Source organism: Rhodoplanes elegans (assembly GCF_016653355.1).
Lineage (GTDB): Bacteria > Pseudomonadota > Alphaproteobacteria > Rhizobiales > Xanthobacteraceae > Rhodoplanes > Rhodoplanes elegans.
This window is the reverse complement of the sequence record NZ_NHSK01000137.1, coordinates 1-19,677: the sequence shown is the minus strand read 5'-3', so window position 1 is coordinate 19,677 and position 19,677 is coordinate 1. Positions and strand designations below refer to the sequence as shown.

The window sequence follows — 19,677 nt, the reverse complement described above, 5'->3', positions numbered from 1 at the left end:
GGCCGCATCCTTCGAGGCTCGCTGCGCGAGCACCTCAGGATGACGGGTCGATGGTCGAGCGCTCGGCCGCAGCTCCACCCGCCAGCGCCCGCAGCAATGTCAGGATCGCCCGGTTGAACGGGACGGCGAGGCCGTGGCGCTCCGCCGTGCGGACCACCGCGCCGGTGATGAACTCGTGCTCCATCGGCCGGCCGGCGAGGCGGTCGTAGAGCATCGAGGTGCCGGTGGCGGGATTGTAGGTCTTGTGGAGATGCAGCGTATGGGCGACGTCGGCGGCGCCGATCTTTGCTCCCTCGGCCTGCCCCACCGCCACGGCCTCGGCGATCAGCGTCTCGCCGAACGCCGCGACGTCGGCGTCCTGGAAGATGCCGATGCGGCGCAGCGTCAGCGCCGTGATCGGGTTGGCGGCCACATTGGTCAGCACCTTGCGCCACACCGCCGTGACGAAGTCCAGCTCCTGGTGGACGGCGAGCCCAGACGTCCTCATCAGCGCCGCGAAGGCGCTTCCCGGCGCGCCCTCCGGCACCGTGATGCGGCCTTCCGTATGCAGCCTGATGTGCCCAGGTGCGAGGCGCTCGACGCCCGAGTAGATCAATGCCGGCAGCACAGTCGCGGCCCCGACGAAGGGCGCCACGCGCTCGGCATGGCCGATGCCGTTCTGCACCACGACGACGGTCGTCGCGTCCCCGACGAGCCCGCGCAGCCAGGGCCCGGCCGCCGCCGTGTCCTGCGACTTCACGGCGACCAACACCCACGGCACCGGAGCGACGTCATCGGGCGACGTGGCGATGCGCACCGGCACGGTGTCGCCGCAGCCACCGCGCTCGACCACCAGCGCCTCGAACGGCGTGCGCACGCACAGGGTCACGTCGTGTCCGGCGTCGCACAGATGCGCGCTCAACAAGCCGCCGATCGCGCCGCCGCCGATCACGGCGACGCGCACCGCCTCTTCCCTCACCATCACCTCGATCCCAGCACGTTCACGATCGCTCCGGTCAGCCTGGACAGGTCGTCCTCGCCGATCGTGAAGGCCGGCGTGAGATAGACGATTTTTCCGAACGGTCGCACATAGACGCCCTCCTCGACGAACCGCGCCTTCAGGGCCGGAATGTCGATGGAGTCGAGCTCGACCACCCCGATCGCGCCGCGCACCCGCACATCGACGATGTCCGGCAGGTCGCGGCACAACGCGAGCTGATCAGCCATCTGCGCTTCGATCGCCTTCACTTGATCGAGCCGCGGCTCGCGCTCGAACAGATCGAGCGAGGCATTGGCGGCCGCGCAGGCCAGCGGGTTGCCCATGAAGGTCGGCCCGTGCATCAGCGCCGCCATCGGATCGTCCGACCAGAACGCCTGAAAGACCCGCTCGCTGGCCACCGTCGCCGCCAGCGGCAGCGTGCCGCCCGACAGCGCCTTGCCCAGCGTCACGATGTCCGGCACCACGCCAGCGCCGCCCTGCCCGGCCGGCGCGCAGGCGAACATCGCGCCGGTGCGGCCGAAGCCGGTGAACACCTCGTCGAAGATCAACAGCGTGCCGTGCGTGTCGGCCAACTCCCGCAGGCGCGCCAGCACGGCGGCGTCGTGGAACAGCATGCCGCCGGCGCCCTGCACCAGCGGCTCGACCAGAATCCCGGCGATCTCCTCGGCACGCTCCCCGAGCAGCCGATCGAGCGCCGCGGTCGTCGCCTCGTCGCGCGGCAGGTCGGTGATCAGGTGCTCGGGCAGAAGTCCCTTGAACAGCCGGTGCATGCCGTCGTCCGGGTCGCACACCGCCATGGTGGCGGTGGTGTCGCCGTGATAGCCGCCCCGGAAGGCGACGAATTTCGTCCGGCCGCGGACGCCGGAGTTGATCCAGAACTGGACCGCCATCTTCATCGCGACCTCGACGGCGACCGAGCCCGAGTCGGAGAAGAACACGCGGCCGAGATCGCCGGGCAGCAGCGCGGCGAGTCGCGTCGCCAATCGCGCCGCCGGCTCGTGCAGAAGGCCGCCCAGCATCACGTGCGGCATCGTCTCGAGCTGGCGGGCGGCCGCCATGCGAATATGTGGATGATTGTAACCGTGGCAGGCCGTCCACCACGAGGCGACGCCGTCGACCAGCTCGCGGCCGTCGGCCAGCACGATGCGGCTGCCGCGGGTCGCGGCGACCGGCAGCGGCGGCGCGGCGGTTTTCATCTGTGCATAGGGAAGCCACACCCGATCACGACCGCGTGTCCACCAGGATGGCGGCTCTGCGACCCCAGCATGACCCATTTCGCCTTTGCGAACAGCATCATGCAGGCCGTGCATGGCGTGTCCCTCGGCATCGTCGGTTGCTCTTGTCATCGCGGGCGGCCACCCTTGCGGTTCGGCCGGCGGGACGACCCGGCCCGGCCGACGGTCCAGTACCGTACCCCGATCCGAGACGAAACCCGCTTTCGTCGCGGCGTCCGGCCTTCGCTTCCGAGACCCTGATTCGATGACCTCCCTCGATGCCTTCGCCACCGCCAAGCTGGACGCCCTCGCGGCGCAGAGCCTGCGGCGTGATCTCGTCCATACGGCCCGCGCGGCCGGCACGGTCGTGGAGCGCGGCGGCCGCCGCTACCTGTCCTTCTCCTGCAACGACTATCTGAACCTCTCGCATCACCCGGCCGTACTGGCGGCGGCGCGCGAGGCGCTCGACCGCTACGGCATCGGCTCCGGCGCGTCGCGCCTCGTCACCGGCAATCATCCGCTCTACGGCGCGCTGGAGGAGCGCCTCGCCCGGCTGAAGGGCGCCGAGGCGGCTTGCGTGTTCGGCTCCGGCTATCTCACCAACACGGGCGTCATCCCGGCCCTGGCGGGGCGCGGCGACCTGATCGTCGTCGACGAGTGGGCGCATGCCTGCATCATGGCGGGCAGCCGGATGAGCGGCGCCGCCGTGCACGTCTTCCGCCACAACGACGTCGCCCATGCGGACGAGCTGCTGACCACCCACCGGGCGGCCCACCGGCACGCGCTGCTGCTCACCGACGGCGTGTTCTCGATGGACGGCGATCTGGCGCCGCTGCCGGCGCTCGGCCGGCTCGCCCGCGCCCACGACGCCTGGCTGATGGCCGACGACGCCCACGGCATCGGTGTTCTGGGGGGCGGCCGCGGCTCGAGCTACGCGTTCGACGAGCCCGCCGACGTGCCGCTGCAGATGGGCACACTGTCGAAGGCGATCGGCGCCTATGGCGGCTATCTGTGCGCATCGCGCCCCGTCGTCGAGCTGATGAAGAGCCGGGCCCGCACGCTCGTCTACTCGACCGGGCTGCCGCCGCCCGTGGTCGCCGCCGCGATCGCGGCACTCGATCTGATCGCCGCCGATCCGGGCCTCGCCGAAGCCCCGATCGCCAAGGCGCGGCTGTTCACGCGGCGCGTCGGGCTTCCGGACCCCCAGAGCCCGATCGTGCCGGTGCTGGTCGGCGAGGCGGAGGCGGCGCTCGCCGCCTCGCGCATGCTCGCCGAGGAGGGGTACCTGGTGGTGGCGATCCGGCCGCCGACCGTGCCGGCCGGCACGGCCCGGCTGCGGCTGACCTTCACGCCCGCCCACCCGGACCAGGATGTCGAACGTCTCGCGGATCTCGTCCGCGAGCGCGTAGTGGGGAACGTGTCATGACTGTCGTATTCGTCAGCGCCACCGGCACCGAGGTGGGCAAGACGTTCGTGTCCCGCGGGCTGATCAAGGCCCTCAAGGCGAAGGGCCGCACCGTCGAGGCGCTGAAGCCGGTGCAGAGCGGCTACGACCCGCGCGAGGCCGACGGCAGCGATGCCGGCCTGCTGGTCGCCGCCGCGGGCCAGGAGCCGACCGAGGAGACCATCGCGGCCGTCGCGCCGTGGCGATTCGAGGCGCCGCTGTCGCCGCATCTCGCCGCCCGCCGGGAAGGCCGCAGCATCGACGCCGACGCCGTGATCGCCTTCTGCCGCGAGCGCATCGCGGCCCGCAAGGACGTGATGGTGATCGAGGGGGTCGGCGGCATCATGGCGCCGCTCGACCGCTCGCGCACCGTGCTCGACCTGATGGTCGCGGTCGGCGCCCCCGTCGTGCTGGTGGTCGGCAGCTATCTCGGCACGATCAGCCACACCCTGACGGCGCTCGAGGTGCTGCGGCAGCGCGGCCTGTCGGTCTCGGCGATCGTGGTCAGCCAGAGCGACGACGGCACCGTGGTTCCGCTCGACGACACGATCGGGGCGCTCGAGGCCTTCGGCAAGGGCCTGCCGGTGCTCGCCGTGCCGCGGCTGCCGCCGGAGAGCGCGCCCGAGCACCCGGTGTTCGACGAACTCGCCGCGCTGGTGTGAGTCGCAGGCCCGCCGATCGCCACCGGCCGGCGGACATGTCCGCCGGCCCATCCCGGATCGACCGAACTTGATCTCCGTCCGTCCGGGCGTATGCGTGGACGAGGCGCGTCGTGTGCGGCGGACCGTTCTCCGCACCCGGGCGCGAGGCGAGATCGCATGACGCAGCCGCACGCAGCGGACGACCGGCATCGGCACCTGTTCGGGCGATACTGGCGGAGCGCGTCCGGCTTCTGGCGGGAGCGATCGGCGCGGGTGAGCTGGCCGCTCACCCTCGGGCTCGTCTGCATCGTGCTGTCGCAGATCGCGGTGCAGTACCAGCTCAACTACTGGAACCGCGACTTCTTCAACGCCCTCGAGCGCCGCGACGCGGCGGCGCTGTGGACCCAGGTCGGCTGGTTCGTGCCGCTCGCGATCCTCAGCGTCAGCCTGTCGATCACCTCGGTCTGGGGCCGGATGACCACGCAGCGCAAATGGCGCGAATGGCTGACCCGGCATCTGCTGGCGCTCTGGCTCGACGAGCGCCGCTACCAGCGGCTCGGCTCGGTCGACGGCGAGCACCAGAACGCCGAGTACCGAATCTCCTTCGATGCCCGCATCGCCACCGACGCGCCCGTCGACATGGCGATCGGCCTTCTGAACGCCGTGGTGACGGCGCTGGTGTTCATCAACGTGCTGTGGACGGTCGGCGGCGACTTCCGCTTCCAGGTCGGCGGCCACACACTGACCATCCACGCCTATCTGGTCGTCGCGGCGGTCGTCTACACGCTGATGTTCACCACTGCGATGGCCTTCGTCGGCCGCAATCTCACGTCGGTGATCCAGGCCGAGAATCAGGCCGAGGCGGAGCTGCGCGCAGCCACCAACGAGATCCGCGAGCTCGGCGAGCGCGTCCCCCCCGCCCCGGTGGAGGTCGCCGACCTGCTCGGCGTGCGCGTCGCCCTGACCCAGGTGCTGCGACGCTGGCGCCAGCTCTGCCATCAGCTGATGGGCACCACCATGGTGTCGCAGACCGACATCCTCCTGGCACCGGTGTCGGCCTGGATCATGTGCGCCCCGAAGTTCCTGTCCGGCGAGATGTCGCTCGGCGAGCTCACCCAGGCGTCGGCCGCCTTCGTGTCGGTGCAGCTCGCCTTCAACTGGTTCGTCGACAACTACCACCGGGTCGCCGAATGGCGCTCCTCGGTGAACCGCGTCGCCACCCTGCTCCACGCCCTCGACGACGCCGACGGCATCCCCGATCCGGTGCCGACCCCGACGCCGGATCAGCAGGACCACGTGATGATCTGAGCGGCGTCGCCGGGTCACTCGAACGCGGCGATCACGGTCTCGATCGGGAGATACAGGGTCCGGCTGTCGGCCGGGTGCTCGATGAACTCGGCGCAGGCGAGATAGAAGCGCCGGGCGCGGTCATCCTTGGCCTGGACCAGCACGGCTGCGATGCCGATGCTGCGCGAGATCGCCGCAATGCGCCGCAACGCATCGCCGAGCAGATCCGCGCCCAGCCCCCGGCCGGCGACGGTCAGGTCGACCGCCAGCCGGCCGATCACCGCGATCGGGATGGCGTCGGGCGCATTGCGGCGGAGCTTTCCCGGCGATGCGGCGCGTTCCACGGCGCCGGCCGAGACGCAGTAGTAGCCGACGACGCGCGCGCCCGCGGGGACCACATAGGTCCGCGAGAACCGGCTCTCGTTCTTCGCGGCGCGCTGGCGCAGCCACTCGTTCAGAACCGGTTCGCCGCAGTCGAAGGCCGAGAGATCGTGCGCGCCGGTCAGCGGAACCGGCGCCGAGAGACCTTCGAAGGCACGTCGCGGCTCGTCGGTCAGGTGTCCCATGCCGGCTTGCGTCCCAAAAGGGCGCGCAGCTTCGGGCCCGGCGGCGGCGGATCGTCGAGCGCCCGGACGAACGCCGCGTAGCGGTCCGGCGCGAGAACGTAGAGCCGCTGGTCGAGCAGCACGTCGACGGCGCGGGCGCGGGCCGTCTCGATCATGAACTCGGTGCGGGTCTTGCCGAGCGCCGCCGCGGCGCTGTCGATCATCCGCCGGGTGTCCGGCTCGATGCGCAGGTTGATGGCCGCCTTGGATTCGGTCCCGGATTTCGCAGCCGTCCCCGACCGCGCGGCGGTGCCCTTCACGCCGGCCGCGGCAGACCGCCTCTTCGTCACTGGTCCCTGCTTCGCCATCCCCGGACGATGGCGGCCCGTATCTACATTGTCAATACAGAGACCATCACGCCCGCACCCGCGCCGCGATCGCATGAAGCCCCAGGAAGGCGACGTCGGGATGGGTGATGACGGCGGTCGGGATCGCGGCCAGGTACTCCTGGAAGCGGCCCTTCGCCTCGAAGCGGGCGCGGAACTCGGATGCGGCGAAGGCCGCGCCGAACCGCGGCACGATCCCGCCGGCGACGAAGACGCCGCCGCGCGCCCGGAACAACAGCGCGACATCGCCGGCGACGCTGCCCAGCATGGCGCAGAACATCGCGACGGCGTCGCGGCAGACCGGGCATGTCCCCTCGCCCGCGAAGCGGCTGATCTCGGCCGCCTTCCGCGCGGGCACGGCGATGCCGTCGACGGCCGCGATGGCGGCGTGGAGCGCCTCGAGCCCGGGTCCCGAGATCGCCCGCTCGTTGGACACATGGCCGTAGCGGCGGCGCAGCACCGCGACGACCGCCGCCTCGCGATCGGTCGTCGCGGCGAGGCTCGCGTGGCCGCCCTCGGTCGGCACCACGACCGGACCGGCGGGACCGGGCACCAGGGCCGCGACGCCGAGACCGGTGCCGGGGCCGAGCACCGCCCGGGGGCCGCCCGGCACGGCCGTGCCGGCGCCGACCGGCCGCACATCCTCGGGACCGAGTGCGGTCAGGGCCCACGCCACCGCCTCGAAGTCGTTGACCAGAACGACATACTCGATCCCGAAGGCGGCGCGCAGCTCGGCCGCCTCGATCACCCAGGGACTGTTGGTGAAGCGGACCGTCTCGCCCTCCACGGGCGCCGCGACGGCGAGCACGGCCGCCGTCGGCCGGATGCCCGGCGCCTCGGCCCGGAGGAACGTCGCGACGGCGTCCTTCGGCGACGGATACTCGGCGACCGGCAGGTGACGGATCGCCCCGAGGCGGTCCGTCAGCATGGCGAAACGGGCATTGGTCCCGCCGATGTCGGCGAGCAGCACGGCACGCGTCACGATCCTGTCCCGCCTCTCGTCATCGCGCCGCGGCGGACGGCGATGCCGTCGCCCGGATCAGCTCGGCGAACCAGCGATAGGACGCCTTCGGGATGCGCTTGCCGGTCGCGTAATCGACATACACGATGCCGAAGCGCTGGCTGTAGCCCGAGCTCCACTCGAAATTGTCGAGCAGCGACCAGACGAAGTAGCCGCGCACGTCGGCGCCGGCGGCTCGCGCCTCGTTCATCGCGCCGATATAGGCGTCCAGGAACGCGATGCGATCCGGATCGTTCACCTCGCCCTTGTCGTCGACGACGTCCGGGTTCGACCGGCCGTTCTCCAGCACGTAGATGGGCAGCCGGTAGCGTTTCGACAGATCGACCAGCGTGTCGCGGAACGCGTCCGGCTCGATCGGCCAGCCGAAGCTGGTGCGCGGAACCGAGTCGGGCGCCGCGCCCCAGCCGACGCCGATCGGGTTGTCGTCCGACGCCCGCATGTAGAGCGGCGAATAGTGGTTGAGGCCGAACCAGTCGATCGGCCGGCAGATCCGGGCGATGTCGCCGGCCGCGATCCACGGCTCCATCAGGTCGGCGATCAGGGCCGGATAGTGACCGAGGAGTTGCGGATCCGCGAAGGCGCCGTTCCAGTAGGCGTCGAACAGCGCCGCCGCCGTCACGTCATCGGGCGCCGGCGTCGCCGCCCGGCACGGCTGGACGTTGTGGACGATGCCCAGCGACGCGTCCTTCACCAGCGCACGCAGCACGTCGGTGGCGCCGCCATGCGCGAGATTCACGTGATGGATCGCCCGGTGGAACAGGTTGCGATCGGCGAGGCCGGGCGCCTGCCCGCCCATCACGTAGCCGAACAGCGTGAACACCGAGGACTCGTTGAAGGTGGCGAAGCGCTTCACCCGGTCGCCGTAGCGGCGCGCGATCAGGGCGGCGTAGTCGGCGAACCAGAACGCGCAGTCGCGGTTCGCCCAGCCGCCGAGATCGCCGAGCGCCTGCGGCAGATCCCAATGATAGAGACACAGCCACGGCTCGATCTCGGCCTCGAGCAGCGCGTCGATCAGCCGATCGTAGAACGCGAGGCCGGCCTCGTTGACGGCGCCGCGTCCCTTCGGCTGCACGCGCGGCCAGGCGACCGAAAACCGGTAGGCGCCGACGCCGAGCGCCTTCATCAGCGCGACGTCCTCGGCATAGCGATGGTAATGGTCGCAGGCGACGTCGCCGGTGTCGTTGCCGACGATGCGGCCGGGCTGGTGGCTGTAGGTGTCCCAGATGCTCGGCCCCTTGCCGTCCTCGGACGCGGCGCCTTCGATCTGATAGCTCGAGGTGGACACGCCCCACAGGAACGGGACGTCGGATGCGGCGGCGGCCGTCGCGGGCGCGCGCGTGCTCATGATTGTCCTTCCCTTCGCAGTCTGGCCTGCGCGGGCGCGCCCGCGCAGGCGTCACGACAAGGGAACGCTACGCCGCCGGCGTTTCCGATGTGTTGACAGTGGTCAAGCGACCCCGTCGTGGCAAGGCGACGCGACTGCCGCACCCGGCGTCGCCGTCGCGGCGGCGGCATCGGAGCAGCCCTTACGGAACTTAGCGGAGTGCGCCGCCGACCCGATCGGCAGACACTGGCTTCGCGGACCGCCGCTCCGAACGACGCTGGCCCGTCCTTTTCTCCCGCGCGACGCGTGCGTTCGCGAATGCCGCGTCGCGTGCGGGCCCGCTCCCCTCTCGCACGCCGATCGCGCGACGGTCCGGCGTCGAGGTGGTCATGCCCAAATCAATCAAGATCGTCTTCATCGGGGCCGGCAGCATGTCGTTCGGCCTCACGCTGTTCCGTGATCTCTTCTTCTCCGAGGATCTCGCCGGCGCCACCATCGTGCTGGTCGACACCGACGCCGCCGCGCTCGACCGCATGGCGGCGATCGGCCGCCTGCTCGCCGACAAGGCCCGCGTCGCCGTGACGATCGAGACGACCACGGACCGGCGCGCCGCGCTGCCGGGCGCCGACTTCGTCCTCAACGCCACGGCGATCGACCGGATGCGGCTGTGGCGGCACGATTACGAGGTGCCGAAGCGGCACGGCATCCGCCAGACGCTCGGCGAGAACGGCGGGCCGGGCGGCCTGTTCTTCACGCTGCGCACGCTGCCGATGGTCTTCGACTTCGCCCGCGACATCGAGGACCTGTGCCCGGACGCACTGTTCATCAATCTCTCGAATCCCGAGAGCCGCATCGTCATGGCGCTCGGCAAGTACTCGAAGGTGCGGGTGCTCGGTCTCTGCGAAGGCATCTTCGGCGCGCGCAGCCAGGTCGCGCAGATCCTCGCGCGGCCGGCCGAGACGATCGACGTCTGGGGCGCCGGGCTCAACCACTTCCAGTGGCTGATGGCGATCCGCGACCGCGAGACCGGGGCCGACCTCTACCCGGTGCTGCGCGAAAAGGAGGCGACGCACGACCCGGCGTTCATCCCGCTCGACCGCACGCTGTTCCGCGCCTTCGGCCTGTGGCCGACCTGCGGCGACGGCCACACCGGCGAGTTTTTGCCGTACGGCTGGGAGGCCGACGGCGGCGACGACACGGGCTACGACTTCGACGGCGACCTGCGGACCCGGGCCGAGTTCCGCGCCAGCGTCGACGCCGTGCTGGCCGGCACGGCCGCGGTGCCGGACTGGTGGACGATGCCGTCGGGCGAGCGCGGCGCCGCCGTGATCGCCGCCGTCACCCACAACGAGAAGCGCTTCATCGAGTCGGGGGTCGTCTACAACCGCGGCGTGATCCCCAACCTGCCGGCCGATCTCGCCGTCGAGGTGCCGATCGTGGCGGATGCGGCCGGCATCCATCCGGTGTCGCTCGGCCCCCTGCCCGATCCGATCGCCAAGCTGCTCGCCGTGCAGGCCGGTGTGCAGCAGCTCGCCGTCGAGGCGGCGGTGCGCGGCTCGAAGGAGCTCGCGCTCGAGGCCCTGCTGATCGACCCGGTGGTCGCCTCGACCACGGCGGCGCGCGTCGTGCTCGACGAGTTGTGGGAGATCAACAAGCCCTACATCCGGCCTTGCTTATGATGGGAGCCGGCCGTCGCCGGCGACGGCTCGACGGCCGTGCACGCGTTGCACTAAGGTGAGCGGGCACATCGCCGCGGGCCGACGAGTCGGCGCGGCCGGGATCGGAGAGGTCCGGTGCGGGTCAGGGATTTCATGTCGTCCCCGGTGGTGACGATCGGGCCGGATCGGCCGATCTGCGAGGCCGCGCGGCTCATGCTCGACCACCGCGTCAGCGGCCTTCCCGTGGTCGACGCCGGCGGCCGGCTGGTCGGCATCGTCAGCGAGCGCGACCTGTTGCGCCGCCGCTCGAACGGCGACCCGCCGCGGCGGCCGCACTGGCTGCAGCTGATGACCGAGCGCAGCGCGCTCGAGCAGGAGCCCGAGCGCTTCCAGAGGCTCACGGTCGGCGACGTGATGACGACCGATCTCGTCACGGTCGGCGAGAGCACGCCGCTCGAGGAGGCCGGCCGGCTCCTGGAGAGCCGCCGCATCAAGCGGCTGCCGGTGGTGCGCGGCCAACGTGTGGTGGGCGTGATCGCCCGCGCCGACCTGCTTCGCGCCCTGCCGCGCGCCATCGGCAAGGCCGAGGCGGCGTCGAAGCACGACCCGTCGATGACCGACGAGCGCCTGATCGAGCTCGAGCGCCAGTACTGGCTGCAGCGCACCCGCGGGCCGAAGTAGTTTCTCAACCACTCCACCAATTCCGCTCGTCCCCGCGAAGGCGGGGACCCAGGGCGACACGACGGATGGCTCTGGATGCCCGCCTTCGCGGGCATGAGCGGCGTGTGGGGCAGCTTCCCGGGACCGACGGGGCCTCTACTGGCTCGTCGCCTTGCGGTTGGCGCGGAGCTGCAGATAGAGGTCGTAGGTCTTCTTCGCGACGCTGCGCCAGGAGTAGTTCTGCTCGACGCGGGCGCGGCCGGCTTCCGCCATGCGGGCGCGCAGCGCCGGATCGCGGGCGATGCGGTTGACGCCGTCGGCGAGGCCGCGTTCGAAGCGCGCCGGCGCCATCGGATCGTGCGGCGGCTCGGGCGACAGGTTCGGGTCGACCAGGATGCCGGTGACGTCGTCGACCACCACCTCCTTGATGCCGCCGACCGCGCTGCCGACCACCGGCGTGCCGCAGGCCATGGCCTCCAGGTTGATGATGCCGAACGGCTCGTAGATCGACGGGCAGCAGAACACGGTGGCGTGCGAGTAGAGCGCGATGGTGTCGGCGCGCGGCAGCATCTTGGACAGCCAGATCACGCCTTCGCGGTTCCGCTGCAGCTCGGCGACGATCTCCTCGGTCTCGCGCTGCAGCGCGAGCGTGTCGGCGTCGCCGGCGCACAGCACCACCTGCAGCGACGGATCGAGCTGCGGGATCGCCTGGAGCAGATAATAGAGGCCCTTCTGCCGGGTGATGCGGCCGACGAACAGCACGTAGGGACGGTCCGGATCGACGCCGAGGCGGGTCAGCACCTCGGGCGCGTGGATCTTCTTGTACTCGTCGGTGTCGATGCCGTTCGGGATGATGTGGACGCGCTCGGCCGGCACGTCGAACAGCCGCAGGATGTCCTCCTGGGTGCTCTTCGACACCGCGATCACGGCGTCGGCCGTCTCCAGCGCGTTCTTCTCGATCCAGCGCGACAGGTCGTAGCCGTGTCCGAGCTGATCACGTTTCCACGGCCGCAGCGGCTCCAGCGAATGGACCGTGATCACCATCGGGATGTTGTAGAGGATCTTCGCCAACAGACCGGAGAAGTGCGTGTACCAGGTGTGGCAGTGGATGATCTCGACATTGCCCTCGAGCTCGTTGCCGATCCCCTGCCCCATGAAGGCGAGACAGGTGGAGAGGGCCTTCAGCGGCGACACGTAGGTCTGCGGGCAGCCGGCGAACAGCGTGGTGTCGACCTTGATGCCCCGGACGTGGAGCTGGCCGTCGTCCAGCGTCTGATCGTGGAAGGTGCGCACCTCCACGGGTGTCAGCTTGGCCAGCTCGCGCGACAGGTACTCCACATGCACGCCGGCGCCGCCGTAGACATAGGGCGGGTATTCGTTGGTGGTGAGCAGGACTCGCATCTCGGGCACTCCAGTCGCCGCACAATACGCGGCGGAAACATCGGCGCGCGCCGCTAGGCGACGCAGCGCAGCAGGACGGCCGGGTCCTGATCGGGGTCGATGGAGAGCCGCACCCCGCCCCATTCGACCAGCCGCCACTCGCCGGTGACGAGGTTCTCGACCGCCCGCACCGGTCGGCGCGATCCTTCCGGGCCGATCCGCATGTCGCCGAAATGCAGCCACACGTCGTGCCGCCCGGGCGCGAGCGCGATCGCCGCGGCCACCACGTTGTCGCGCGCCACCGACTCCTTGACGAAGCCGAGCACGGCCGGGCTGTCGACCTGCACGAAACCGAAATTGGAGGTCTGCTGCAAGGCCGGATTGGCGCGCCGGATGGCGTTGAGCTGGGTGATGTAGCCCTTGATGTTGCCGGGCGCGTTCCAGTCACGCACCTTGATCTCGTACTTCTCGGAGTCGAGATACTCCTCCTTGCCCGGGACGGGCACGTGCTCGAGCAGCTCGAAGCCGTTGTAGACGCCGTAATTGCCGGCGAGCGTCGCGGCGAGCGCGACGCGCGACTTGAACATCCACGGCTCGCCGCCCTGGAGGTGGACGGGCAGGATGTCGGGCGTGTTGACGAAGAAGTTCGGCCGGTAGAACTCGCGCTCCGGGTGGCGGGTGAGCTCGGCCATGTAGGCGGACAGCTCGTCCTTGCCGGTGCGCCATGTGAAGTAGGTGTAGGACTGCGAGAAGCCGAGCTTGGCGAGCGCCTTCATCACCTTCGGCCGGGTGAAGGCCTCTGACAGGAAGATGGCGTCCGGGAAGCGGATCTGGACCTCGCGGATCATCCACTCCCAGAACGGGAACGGTTTCGTGTGCGGGTTGTCGACCCGGAAGATCCGCACCCCCTGCTCGGCCCAGAACAGCACGACGTCGCGCAGCGCCTGCCACAGCACGACGCGGTCGGCGCAGTAGAAGTCGGGATTGGTGATGTCCTCGTACTTCTTCGGCGGGTTCTCGGCGTATTTCATCGAGCCGTCGGGCCGCCACTTGAACCACTCGGGATGCTGCTTGATCCAGGGATGGTCGGGCGAGCACTGGGTGGCGAAGTCGAGCGCGATCTCGAGCCCGTGGCTCTTGGCGGCGGCGACCAGACGGCGGAAGTCCTGGATGGTGCCGAGCTGCGGATGGACGGCGTCGTGGCCGCCCTCGGCGGCGCCGATCGCGTAAGGCGAGCCGGGGTCGCCGGGCTCGGCCTTGAGCGAGTTGTTCTTGCCCTTGCGGTTCTTGATGCCGATCGGGTGGATCGGCGGGAAGTAGAGGACGTCGAAGCCCATCGCCGAGACGTCCGGCAGGCGGGCGATGACGTCGTCGAAGGTGCCGTGGCGGTTCGGATCGGGCGTCTGGCTGCGCGGGAACACCTCGTACCAGGCGCTGCAGCGGGCGCGCGGCCGCTCGATCATCATCGGATAGGCCTGGCTCCAGGTCAGGTCCGGCCGCGCCTCGACCACCGCCATGGCGGCCGCCAGATCCTCGGCCAGCAAGGGACGCGCCCCGCCGGCCGTGCCGAACATGTTGAGCGCCGCCTGCAGGCGCCCGGCCATGTCGCCGGCGCGCGGCAGCGCCGCCGCGACCAGCTCGCGGCCTTCCTTCAGCTCCAGGGTGACGTCCTGCCCGGCCTTCTGCTTGGCCAGCGTGTCGCGCCGCCAGGTGGCGAAGCCGGCCGTCCAGGCCTCGATGACGAACACGTGACGGCCGATCTCGATCGGCACGAAGGTGCCGTGCCAGCGGTCGTTCTCGACCGGCACCAGCGGCGCGGTCCGCCAGCCGCGCTCGCCCTCCCGGCGCCAGCGGAGCGCCGCCGCCGTCACCTCGTGGCCGTCGCGGAAGAGATCGACCCACACGTCGACCGGCTCGCCGACGATGCGCTTCACCGGGTAACGCCCGGCGTCGACGGTCGGGTAGACGTCCTCGATGACGAAGCGCCGCTGATAGGCCTCGGCCTCGAGCGGCGCGCTCTCGGCGGTGGCGGGCAGGTGCGACTCGTACGTCACGGTCGAGCGGGGCGTGCGCGGGAAGTTCATCTTCGACCTTATGAGAGATCAGAGTTCGTTATGAGCGGCCCGCCGGTCGCTCGCAGCGCCGCGCCGAGGAAACGCGCAGGCGCCCGGCAACCCTCGCGGGGAGACGGCTCCAGACCACAATGTTGCCTTTTCGGCCCGGCGGCAAGGCCGTATCGCAGTGCGACAATCGCTGCGGTGCCACAGCCCGGCCCGTGCGGCGGCGCAATCGAACGTTCGAACGGATGCGTACGCAAAAAAAGACGCCCGCGACGGGGACCGTCGCGGGCGTCGATGGTGGAGCATGTCGGCGCCGGGCGGACCCGGCTCCGGATCAGGCGGAGGCGAGCGCCGCCGGCGAGCCGGCGAGGCCCGCCACCCGCACGGTGTGCTGGGCGATCATCGCCTCCTCGTCGGTCTGCATGACGTAGACCTTCACGGGCGAGCCGGAGGTCGAGATGACCTCGGCACCGGCCTCGTTGGCGGCCCGGTCGATGACGAGACCGGCCCACTCCATGCCGTCGAGCACGGCGCCACGGACGAACTTGGAGTTCGCCCCGATGCCGCCCGTGAACACGATCGCGTCGGCGCCGCCCGTGATCGCCATCAGGCTGCCGAGCTCGCGGCGGATGCGGTTGACGAAATAGGCGAGCGCCTGCTTGGCGGAGGGCGCGTCGGAGGCCTCGAGGTCGCGCATGTCGCTCGACACGCCCGACATGCCCTTGAGGCCCGACTTCTTGTTGAGCAGATCGGAGATCTGCGCCGCCGACATCTCCTTCTGCTGCATCAGGTAGAGCAGCACGCCGGGATCGATCTGGCCGCAGCGGGTGCCCATCAGCAGGCCGTCGAGCGGCGAGAAGCCCATGGTCGAACCGACGCCCTTGCCGTCCTTGATGGCGCACATCGAGGCGCCATTGCCGAGATGCAGCACGACGAGGCGGCGCAGCGCCGACGGGTCGCGATCCATCAGCCGGCTGGTGATGTACTCGTAGGACAGGCCGTGGAAGCCGTAACGACGCACGCCCTCCTCGTAGTACTCGGGCGGCAGGCCGTAGGCGTCGTTGACGAACGGCTGGGTGCGATGGAAGGCGGTGTCGAAGCAGCCGACCTGGGGAATGCCCGGGAAGGCGCGGCCCGCCGCGGCGATGCCGGCGAGATTGTGCGGCTGGTGCAGCGGCGCCAGCGGCGCGAAGGTCTTCAGCACCTCGAAGGCGGCGTCGTCGATCAGCATCGGCGCCGAGTAGACCGGCCCGCCATGGACGACGCGGTGGCCGATCGCGGCGATCTTGGCGTCGGGGAAACGCTCGCCGAGCCAGCCGATGATGATCTTCAGCGCGTCGTCGTGGTTCTTGGGCGTGTCGGCGCCGGTCAGGGTCCGCTTGGTCTTCTGACCGTCGACCTTGGCCTCGAACTCCGGCGTGACGCCGATCCCTTCCACCTGGCCGATCGCGACCATGCGGGGCCATTCGCCGCCGTCCAGCACGAACAGCGCGAACTTGATCGAGGACGACCCCGCATTGAGGGTGATGATGTGGTCGCTCATGTCTGCGATTCCGTTTCTTCTTCGTTGCGCGCCGCGATCTACTCGGCGGCGACCTTGGCCGTGTCGGTGCCCGGCACCGGAACCGCACGACCGGTGCGGCGACGATACTCGTAGAGCTGGGCGAGCGCGGCGGAGACCAGACGGGCGCGATCGTTGTCGGCGCGGCTGGTCAGCATGATCGGCGCCGCGGCACCGACGACGAGGCCGGCGGCCTCGGCCCGCGCCACGAAGGTGAGCTCCTTGGCGAGCATGTTGCCCGCCTCGAGGTTCGGCACGATCAGCACGTCGGCGCGGCCCGCGACCAGCGACGTGATGCCCTTGGTGCGGGCCGCCGCGACGTCCATGGCGTTGTCCATGGCGAGCGGGCCGTCGACGAGGCCGCCCTTGATCTGGCCGCGCTCGGCCATCTTGGAGAGCGCCGCCGCGTCGAGCGTCGAGGGGATGCTCGGATTGACGGTCTCGACCGCCGACAGGATGCCGACGCGCGGCTTCTCGATGCCGCAGGCGATGGCGAGGTCGATGGCGCTCTGAGTGATGTCGACCTTGGTGATCAGATCAGGCGCGATATTGATCGCCGCGTCGGAGATGAACAGGAGGTGGTCCATGGTCGGCACGTCCATGACGAAGACGTGGCTGATGCGGCGCCCGGAGCGCAGCCCGCCGTCCTTCTTGACCACCTGACCGAGCAGCTCGTCGGTGTGCAGGTTGCCCTTCATCACCGAGGCCGCCTCGCCGCGGCGCACGAGCTCGACCGCCTTGGCGGACGCCTCGACGCCGTTCGCGGCGTCGATCAGCTTGTACGGCGTGATGTCGAGACCGCCCGCCTCCGCCGCCTTCTGGATGGCGGCGCGCGAGCCGATCAGGATCGGCTCGATCAGGCCTTCGCGCGCGGCCAGCACGGCGCCGCCGAGCGAGTTGTGATCGTCCGGGCAGACCACCGCGGTCGCCATCGGGCCGAGGCTCTTGGCGCGCTGGATCAGCGGCGTGAACTGGTCGCAATCGTCGAGGATCAGGGTCGGCAGCTCGCGCGCCGCGACCGTCATGCGCTCGGTCGGCACGTCGACGAGGGCGCGGCCCTCGGCGACCACGGTGCCGTCGAGCTTCTCGATGCGGGTCTCGAACACGGCGACGGGCGCGGCCTGCTTCTCGACGCAGCGGACGCTGGCCCGCACCTTGTCGCCGACCTTCACGCGGCTCACCGCGCGCAGATCCTGCGAGCGATAGAGCGTGCCCGGCCCGGGCAGCAGATTGCCGAGCACGGCCGAGATCAGCGAGCCCGCCCACATGAACGGCGCCGTGACGGCGCGGTTCTCGGTCGAGGCCTGGTCCGGCACCACGGCCGGGTTGGTGTTGCCCGAGACGTGAGCGAACAAATACAGGTCCTGCACCGAGCAGACCCGCTCGATGCTCGCGGTGTCGCCGACCTTGAGCTCGGCGAATGTCGTGTTCTTGATCACGTCTGCCATCGTCGTATCCATCTGCGGTGGTGCATCGAGGCGTGGTGCGCCGAGCACACCGACCGCTTCTCCGTCAGGGGTCGTCTTGTCAGGGGTCCGGAGCAAGTCCTGTTCCAGAAGCGCGGCGGCAGGAAAGACATCCCGACCCGGCGAGGGTCAATCGAATTCGGCGGTTGGCTGGGTGAGCGTTCGCGCATGGCCTCCGATGAACGCGAGACGTCGCGAGTATCACGCACGTAACGCGAAGCACGCGATCCGAAACCGGGCGGTCCGAAGCGGGACGAACCGCGGGTTTCACTCTACGAACGAACTTATAAGAAACACATAAACGGTCGAAGACACGACGGAAAAACCACGTACGCACGAGCCGCGCAACGCCGGACGAGACGCTCCGGACACATCGTCGCAACCGTTCGCGACGCGGCCGCCGTGGCGATCACGACGACAGCCTGAACGTGATCAGGGACGGTCCGTCGATCCGAAAAGATACTGTCCGGGGTTTTCCGTATGCGGCCCAGAACCGTCGCTCGATCTCGCCGAACTCGACCGTGCGATGCCACCGCTGTCGTCGGGATTCGCCCGTCGCTCGGTCGGCGTGCGACGGGTTCGCGCAATCCCTTGCGCGTCCACTGCGCAAGCGGCTGCGCAGGCCGCCTTCGGGCTGCCCCGGCCCGGGTGTCGCGCACGGTGCCGGCGTGCTATCAAGGCGCGTGACGAGACGACGCCCCCACGCCGCGCCACCGACCGCCCCGGCCCTCTCGTGGCCGCGGGCCGTGTCTTGCGTGGTCGTCGCCACCGCCCTGCTTCTCCAGATCCTGCTGCCCGCCCTCGCGTCGCCGCGCCTCGGGGACGGCATGTCCCGGGACGGCGCCTGGTGGTCGTCGGCCGCCGGCGTGGCCGGCATCCTCTGCATCGGACGACCGGACCTGCCCGGGGCGCCGGACCTCCCGGCCGACGGCCGGACCGACGCCGCGCACGGCTGCTGTGTTCTCTGCACGACGCCCGGTCTCTCGACCGTCACGATCCCGGTGGTCGGTCCTGCCCCGGCCTGGCACCGGATCGCCGCCGAGGTGCCGCGCCGCTACGCCGTCGCGATCGTGCCCGAGCGCAGCCCGATCCGGCCGCGCGCGCCGCCGGCGGCCTGAGCCCCTCGACTTCCCCCTTCCCAACTCCCTGGTCCGGCCGTCCGGCGCCCGCATGGCGCGACGGCCCTGTTCGGAGACGATCGATGATCCGCACGCTCTCGTTCGCCGCTTTCGCCGGTGCCCTCGTGGGCGCTCTCGTCGCCCAGCCGCTCGCCGCCGCGGCGCAGACGCCGGCCACCACCGAGATCAAGGCCGGTGGCCTGAAGATCGAGATGCCGTGGACCCGCGCCACCCCGGGCGGCGCCAAGGTCGCCGGCGGCTACATGACCATCACCAACACCGGGACGGCGCCGGACCGCCTGGTCGGCGGCAGCCTGCCGCAGGCCGGCCGCTTCGAGGTCCACGAGATGAAGACCGAGAACGGCATCATGACCATGCGGCCGATCACGGGCGGCCTGGAGATCAAGCCGGGCGAGACCGTCAAGCTGGCGCCCGGCGGCTACCACGTGATGTTCATGGAGCTGAAGGAGCCGCTCAAGGAGGGCGCGACGCTCCCCGGCGAGCTGCGCTTCGAGAAGGCCGGCACGGTCGCCGTCCAGTACAAGGTGCAGGCGATCGGCGCGACGACACCGAGCGGCACGGCCCCGGCGGGCGGCTCGGCCGGCGGCGGCCACCAGCACGGCCATTGAAGCGGGCGCCCCTTCCTCTCCGTCGCGCTCACTCGGTCATTGGACCGAGGTGTGGCCCCCGAGGCTGGCGCCCACGGTCACCTCTCCCCAGCGGGGAGAGGTCGGGGCTCGCGCGATAGCGCGAGCTCCGGGTGAGGGGGTGCCGACCTCTCGACGATCCAACTGGCGTCGGCACCCCCTTGTAACTCTGATTGTCGCGACTCGCGTAGTCTGCGGGCCGCGGTGACGGGCGGGAGCCCGGGAGCCCCTGGGCCAGGTCAGGCCGTGGGTGAGCATGGTGCCCCGCCCGTCGTTCCATCGAACC

17 protein-coding genes are annotated in these 19,677 nt (G+C 70.4%); 7 read left to right on the top strand and 10 right to left on the bottom strand.

The window, feature by feature from the left end; genetic code table 11:
• Nucleotides 1-34 precede the first annotated feature (34 nt).
• Both CCR97_RS17360 and CCR97_RS17355 read right to left on the bottom strand, forming a co-directional pair.
• Nucleotides 35-961, bottom strand: coding sequence for a 2-dehydropantoate 2-reductase (locus CCR97_RS17360; RefSeq protein ID WP_201159702.1), 927 nt, complete (start codon nucleotides 959-961; stop codon nucleotides 35-37).
• The gene (locus tag CCR97_RS17355) at nucleotides 961-2,253 is read right to left on the bottom strand and encodes an adenosylmethionine--8-amino-7-oxononanoate transaminase (RefSeq protein WP_111358292.1); all 1,293 of its coding nucleotides are present in this window, start codon (nucleotides 2,251-2,253) and stop codon (nucleotides 961-963) included. Before CCR97_RS17355 ends, CCR97_RS17360 begins: the two co-directional genes overlap by 1 nt.
• A gap of 205 nt (nucleotides 2,254-2,458) precedes the next feature.
• Between CCR97_RS17355 and bioF the strand changes: the two genes are divergently transcribed.
• From bioF to CCR97_RS17340, 3 genes are all read left to right on the top strand, one after another.
• Nucleotides 2,459-3,619 carry an 8-amino-7-oxononanoate synthase gene (gene bioF / locus CCR97_RS17350; protein WP_111358291.1) on the top strand — a complete coding sequence of 387 codons (1,161 nt, stop codon included), beginning with the start codon at nucleotides 2,459-2,461 and terminating at the stop codon, nucleotides 3,617-3,619.
• A complete protein-coding gene (gene bioD / locus CCR97_RS17345) occupies nucleotides 3,616-4,299 on the top strand; it encodes a dethiobiotin synthase (protein ID WP_111358290.1) in 684 nt (227 codons plus the stop codon). The genes bioF and bioD overlap by 4 nt, the downstream gene beginning before the upstream one ends.
• Before the next feature lie 156 nt (nucleotides 4,300-4,455).
• On the top strand, nucleotides 4,456-5,586 hold the full coding sequence (locus tag CCR97_RS17340) for an SbmA/BacA-like family transporter (protein ID WP_111358289.1): 1,131 nt from the start codon (nucleotides 4,456-4,458) through the stop codon (nucleotides 5,584-5,586).
• Nucleotides 5,587-5,600: 14 nt separating this feature from the next.
• Here the strand turns inward: CCR97_RS17340 and CCR97_RS17335 are convergent, their stop codons facing one another.
• The 4 genes from CCR97_RS17335 to CCR97_RS17320 form a co-directional block, all read right to left on the bottom strand.
• Nucleotides 5,601-6,131: a GNAT family N-acetyltransferase gene (locus CCR97_RS17335; RefSeq protein ID WP_111358288.1), complete on the bottom strand. Its 531-nt coding sequence runs from the start codon at nucleotides 6,129-6,131 to the stop codon at nucleotides 5,601-5,603.
• Nucleotides 6,119-6,460 (bottom strand): type II toxin-antitoxin system TacA family antitoxin, encoded by a 342-nt coding sequence (locus tag CCR97_RS17330; protein ID WP_245428993.1) that lies wholly within the window; start codon nucleotides 6,458-6,460, stop codon nucleotides 6,119-6,121. Before CCR97_RS17330 ends, CCR97_RS17335 begins: the two co-directional genes overlap by 13 nt.
• A 64-nt stretch (nucleotides 6,461-6,524) precedes the next feature.
• On the bottom strand, nucleotides 6,525-7,478 hold the full coding sequence (gene glk / locus CCR97_RS17325) for a glucokinase (RefSeq protein ID WP_201159701.1): 954 nt from the start codon (nucleotides 7,476-7,478) through the stop codon (nucleotides 6,525-6,527).
• A gap of 19 nt (nucleotides 7,479-7,497) precedes the next feature.
• The gene (locus CCR97_RS17320; protein ID WP_111360085.1) at nucleotides 7,498-8,862 is read right to left on the bottom strand and encodes a GH1 family beta-glucosidase; all 1,365 of its coding nucleotides are present in this window, start codon (nucleotides 8,860-8,862) and stop codon (nucleotides 7,498-7,500) included.
• A gap of 368 nt (nucleotides 8,863-9,230) precedes the next feature.
• On the opposite strand from CCR97_RS17320, the gene CCR97_RS17315 reads away from it, so the two are divergent.
• On the top strand, nucleotides 9,231-10,520 hold the full coding sequence (locus tag CCR97_RS17315) for a family 4 glycosyl hydrolase (RefSeq protein WP_111360086.1): 1,290 nt from the start codon (nucleotides 9,231-9,233) through the stop codon (nucleotides 10,518-10,520).
• 114 nt (nucleotides 10,521-10,634) lie between these two features.
• The gene (locus tag CCR97_RS17310; protein ID WP_111359831.1) at nucleotides 10,635-11,180 is read left to right on the top strand and encodes a CBS domain-containing protein; all 546 of its coding nucleotides are present in this window, start codon (nucleotides 10,635-10,637) and stop codon (nucleotides 11,178-11,180) included.
• Between the two features lie 135 nt (nucleotides 11,181-11,315).
• On the opposite strand, the gene glgA is transcribed toward CCR97_RS17310, so the two are convergent.
• The 4 genes from glgA to CCR97_RS17290 form a co-directional block, all read right to left on the bottom strand.
• A complete protein-coding gene (gene glgA, locus CCR97_RS17305) occupies nucleotides 11,316-12,560 on the bottom strand; it encodes a glycogen synthase (protein WP_111359832.1) in 1,245 nt (414 codons plus the stop codon).
• 53 nt (nucleotides 12,561-12,613) lie between these two features.
• Complete coding sequence (locus CCR97_RS17300; protein ID WP_111359833.1) at nucleotides 12,614-14,623, bottom strand: alpha-1,4-glucan--maltose-1-phosphate maltosyltransferase; 2,010 nt, start codon at nucleotides 14,621-14,623, stop codon at nucleotides 12,614-12,616.
• 310 nt (nucleotides 14,624-14,933) lie between these two features.
• A complete protein-coding gene (locus CCR97_RS17295) occupies nucleotides 14,934-16,142 on the bottom strand; it encodes an acetate/propionate family kinase (RefSeq protein ID WP_111359790.1) in 1,209 nt (402 codons plus the stop codon).
• Nucleotides 16,143-16,180: 38 nt separating this feature from the next.
• Complete coding sequence (locus CCR97_RS17290; RefSeq protein ID WP_201159700.1) at nucleotides 16,181-17,608, bottom strand: bifunctional enoyl-CoA hydratase/phosphate acetyltransferase; 1,428 nt, start codon at nucleotides 17,606-17,608, stop codon at nucleotides 16,181-16,183.
• A 773-nt stretch (nucleotides 17,609-18,381) separates the two neighbouring features.
• Between CCR97_RS17290 and CCR97_RS17285 the strand changes: the two genes are divergently transcribed.
• Nucleotides 18,382-18,744 carry a hypothetical protein gene (locus tag CCR97_RS17285; RefSeq protein ID WP_111359789.1) on the top strand — a complete coding sequence of 121 codons (363 nt, stop codon included), beginning with the start codon at nucleotides 18,382-18,384 and terminating at the stop codon, nucleotides 18,742-18,744.
• An 83-nt stretch (nucleotides 18,745-18,827) separates the two neighbouring features.
• Complete coding sequence (locus tag CCR97_RS17280) at nucleotides 18,828-19,373, top strand: copper chaperone PCu(A)C (protein ID WP_201159699.1); 546 nt, start codon at nucleotides 18,828-18,830, stop codon at nucleotides 19,371-19,373.
• Nucleotides 19,374-19,677: the final 304 nt, after the last annotated feature.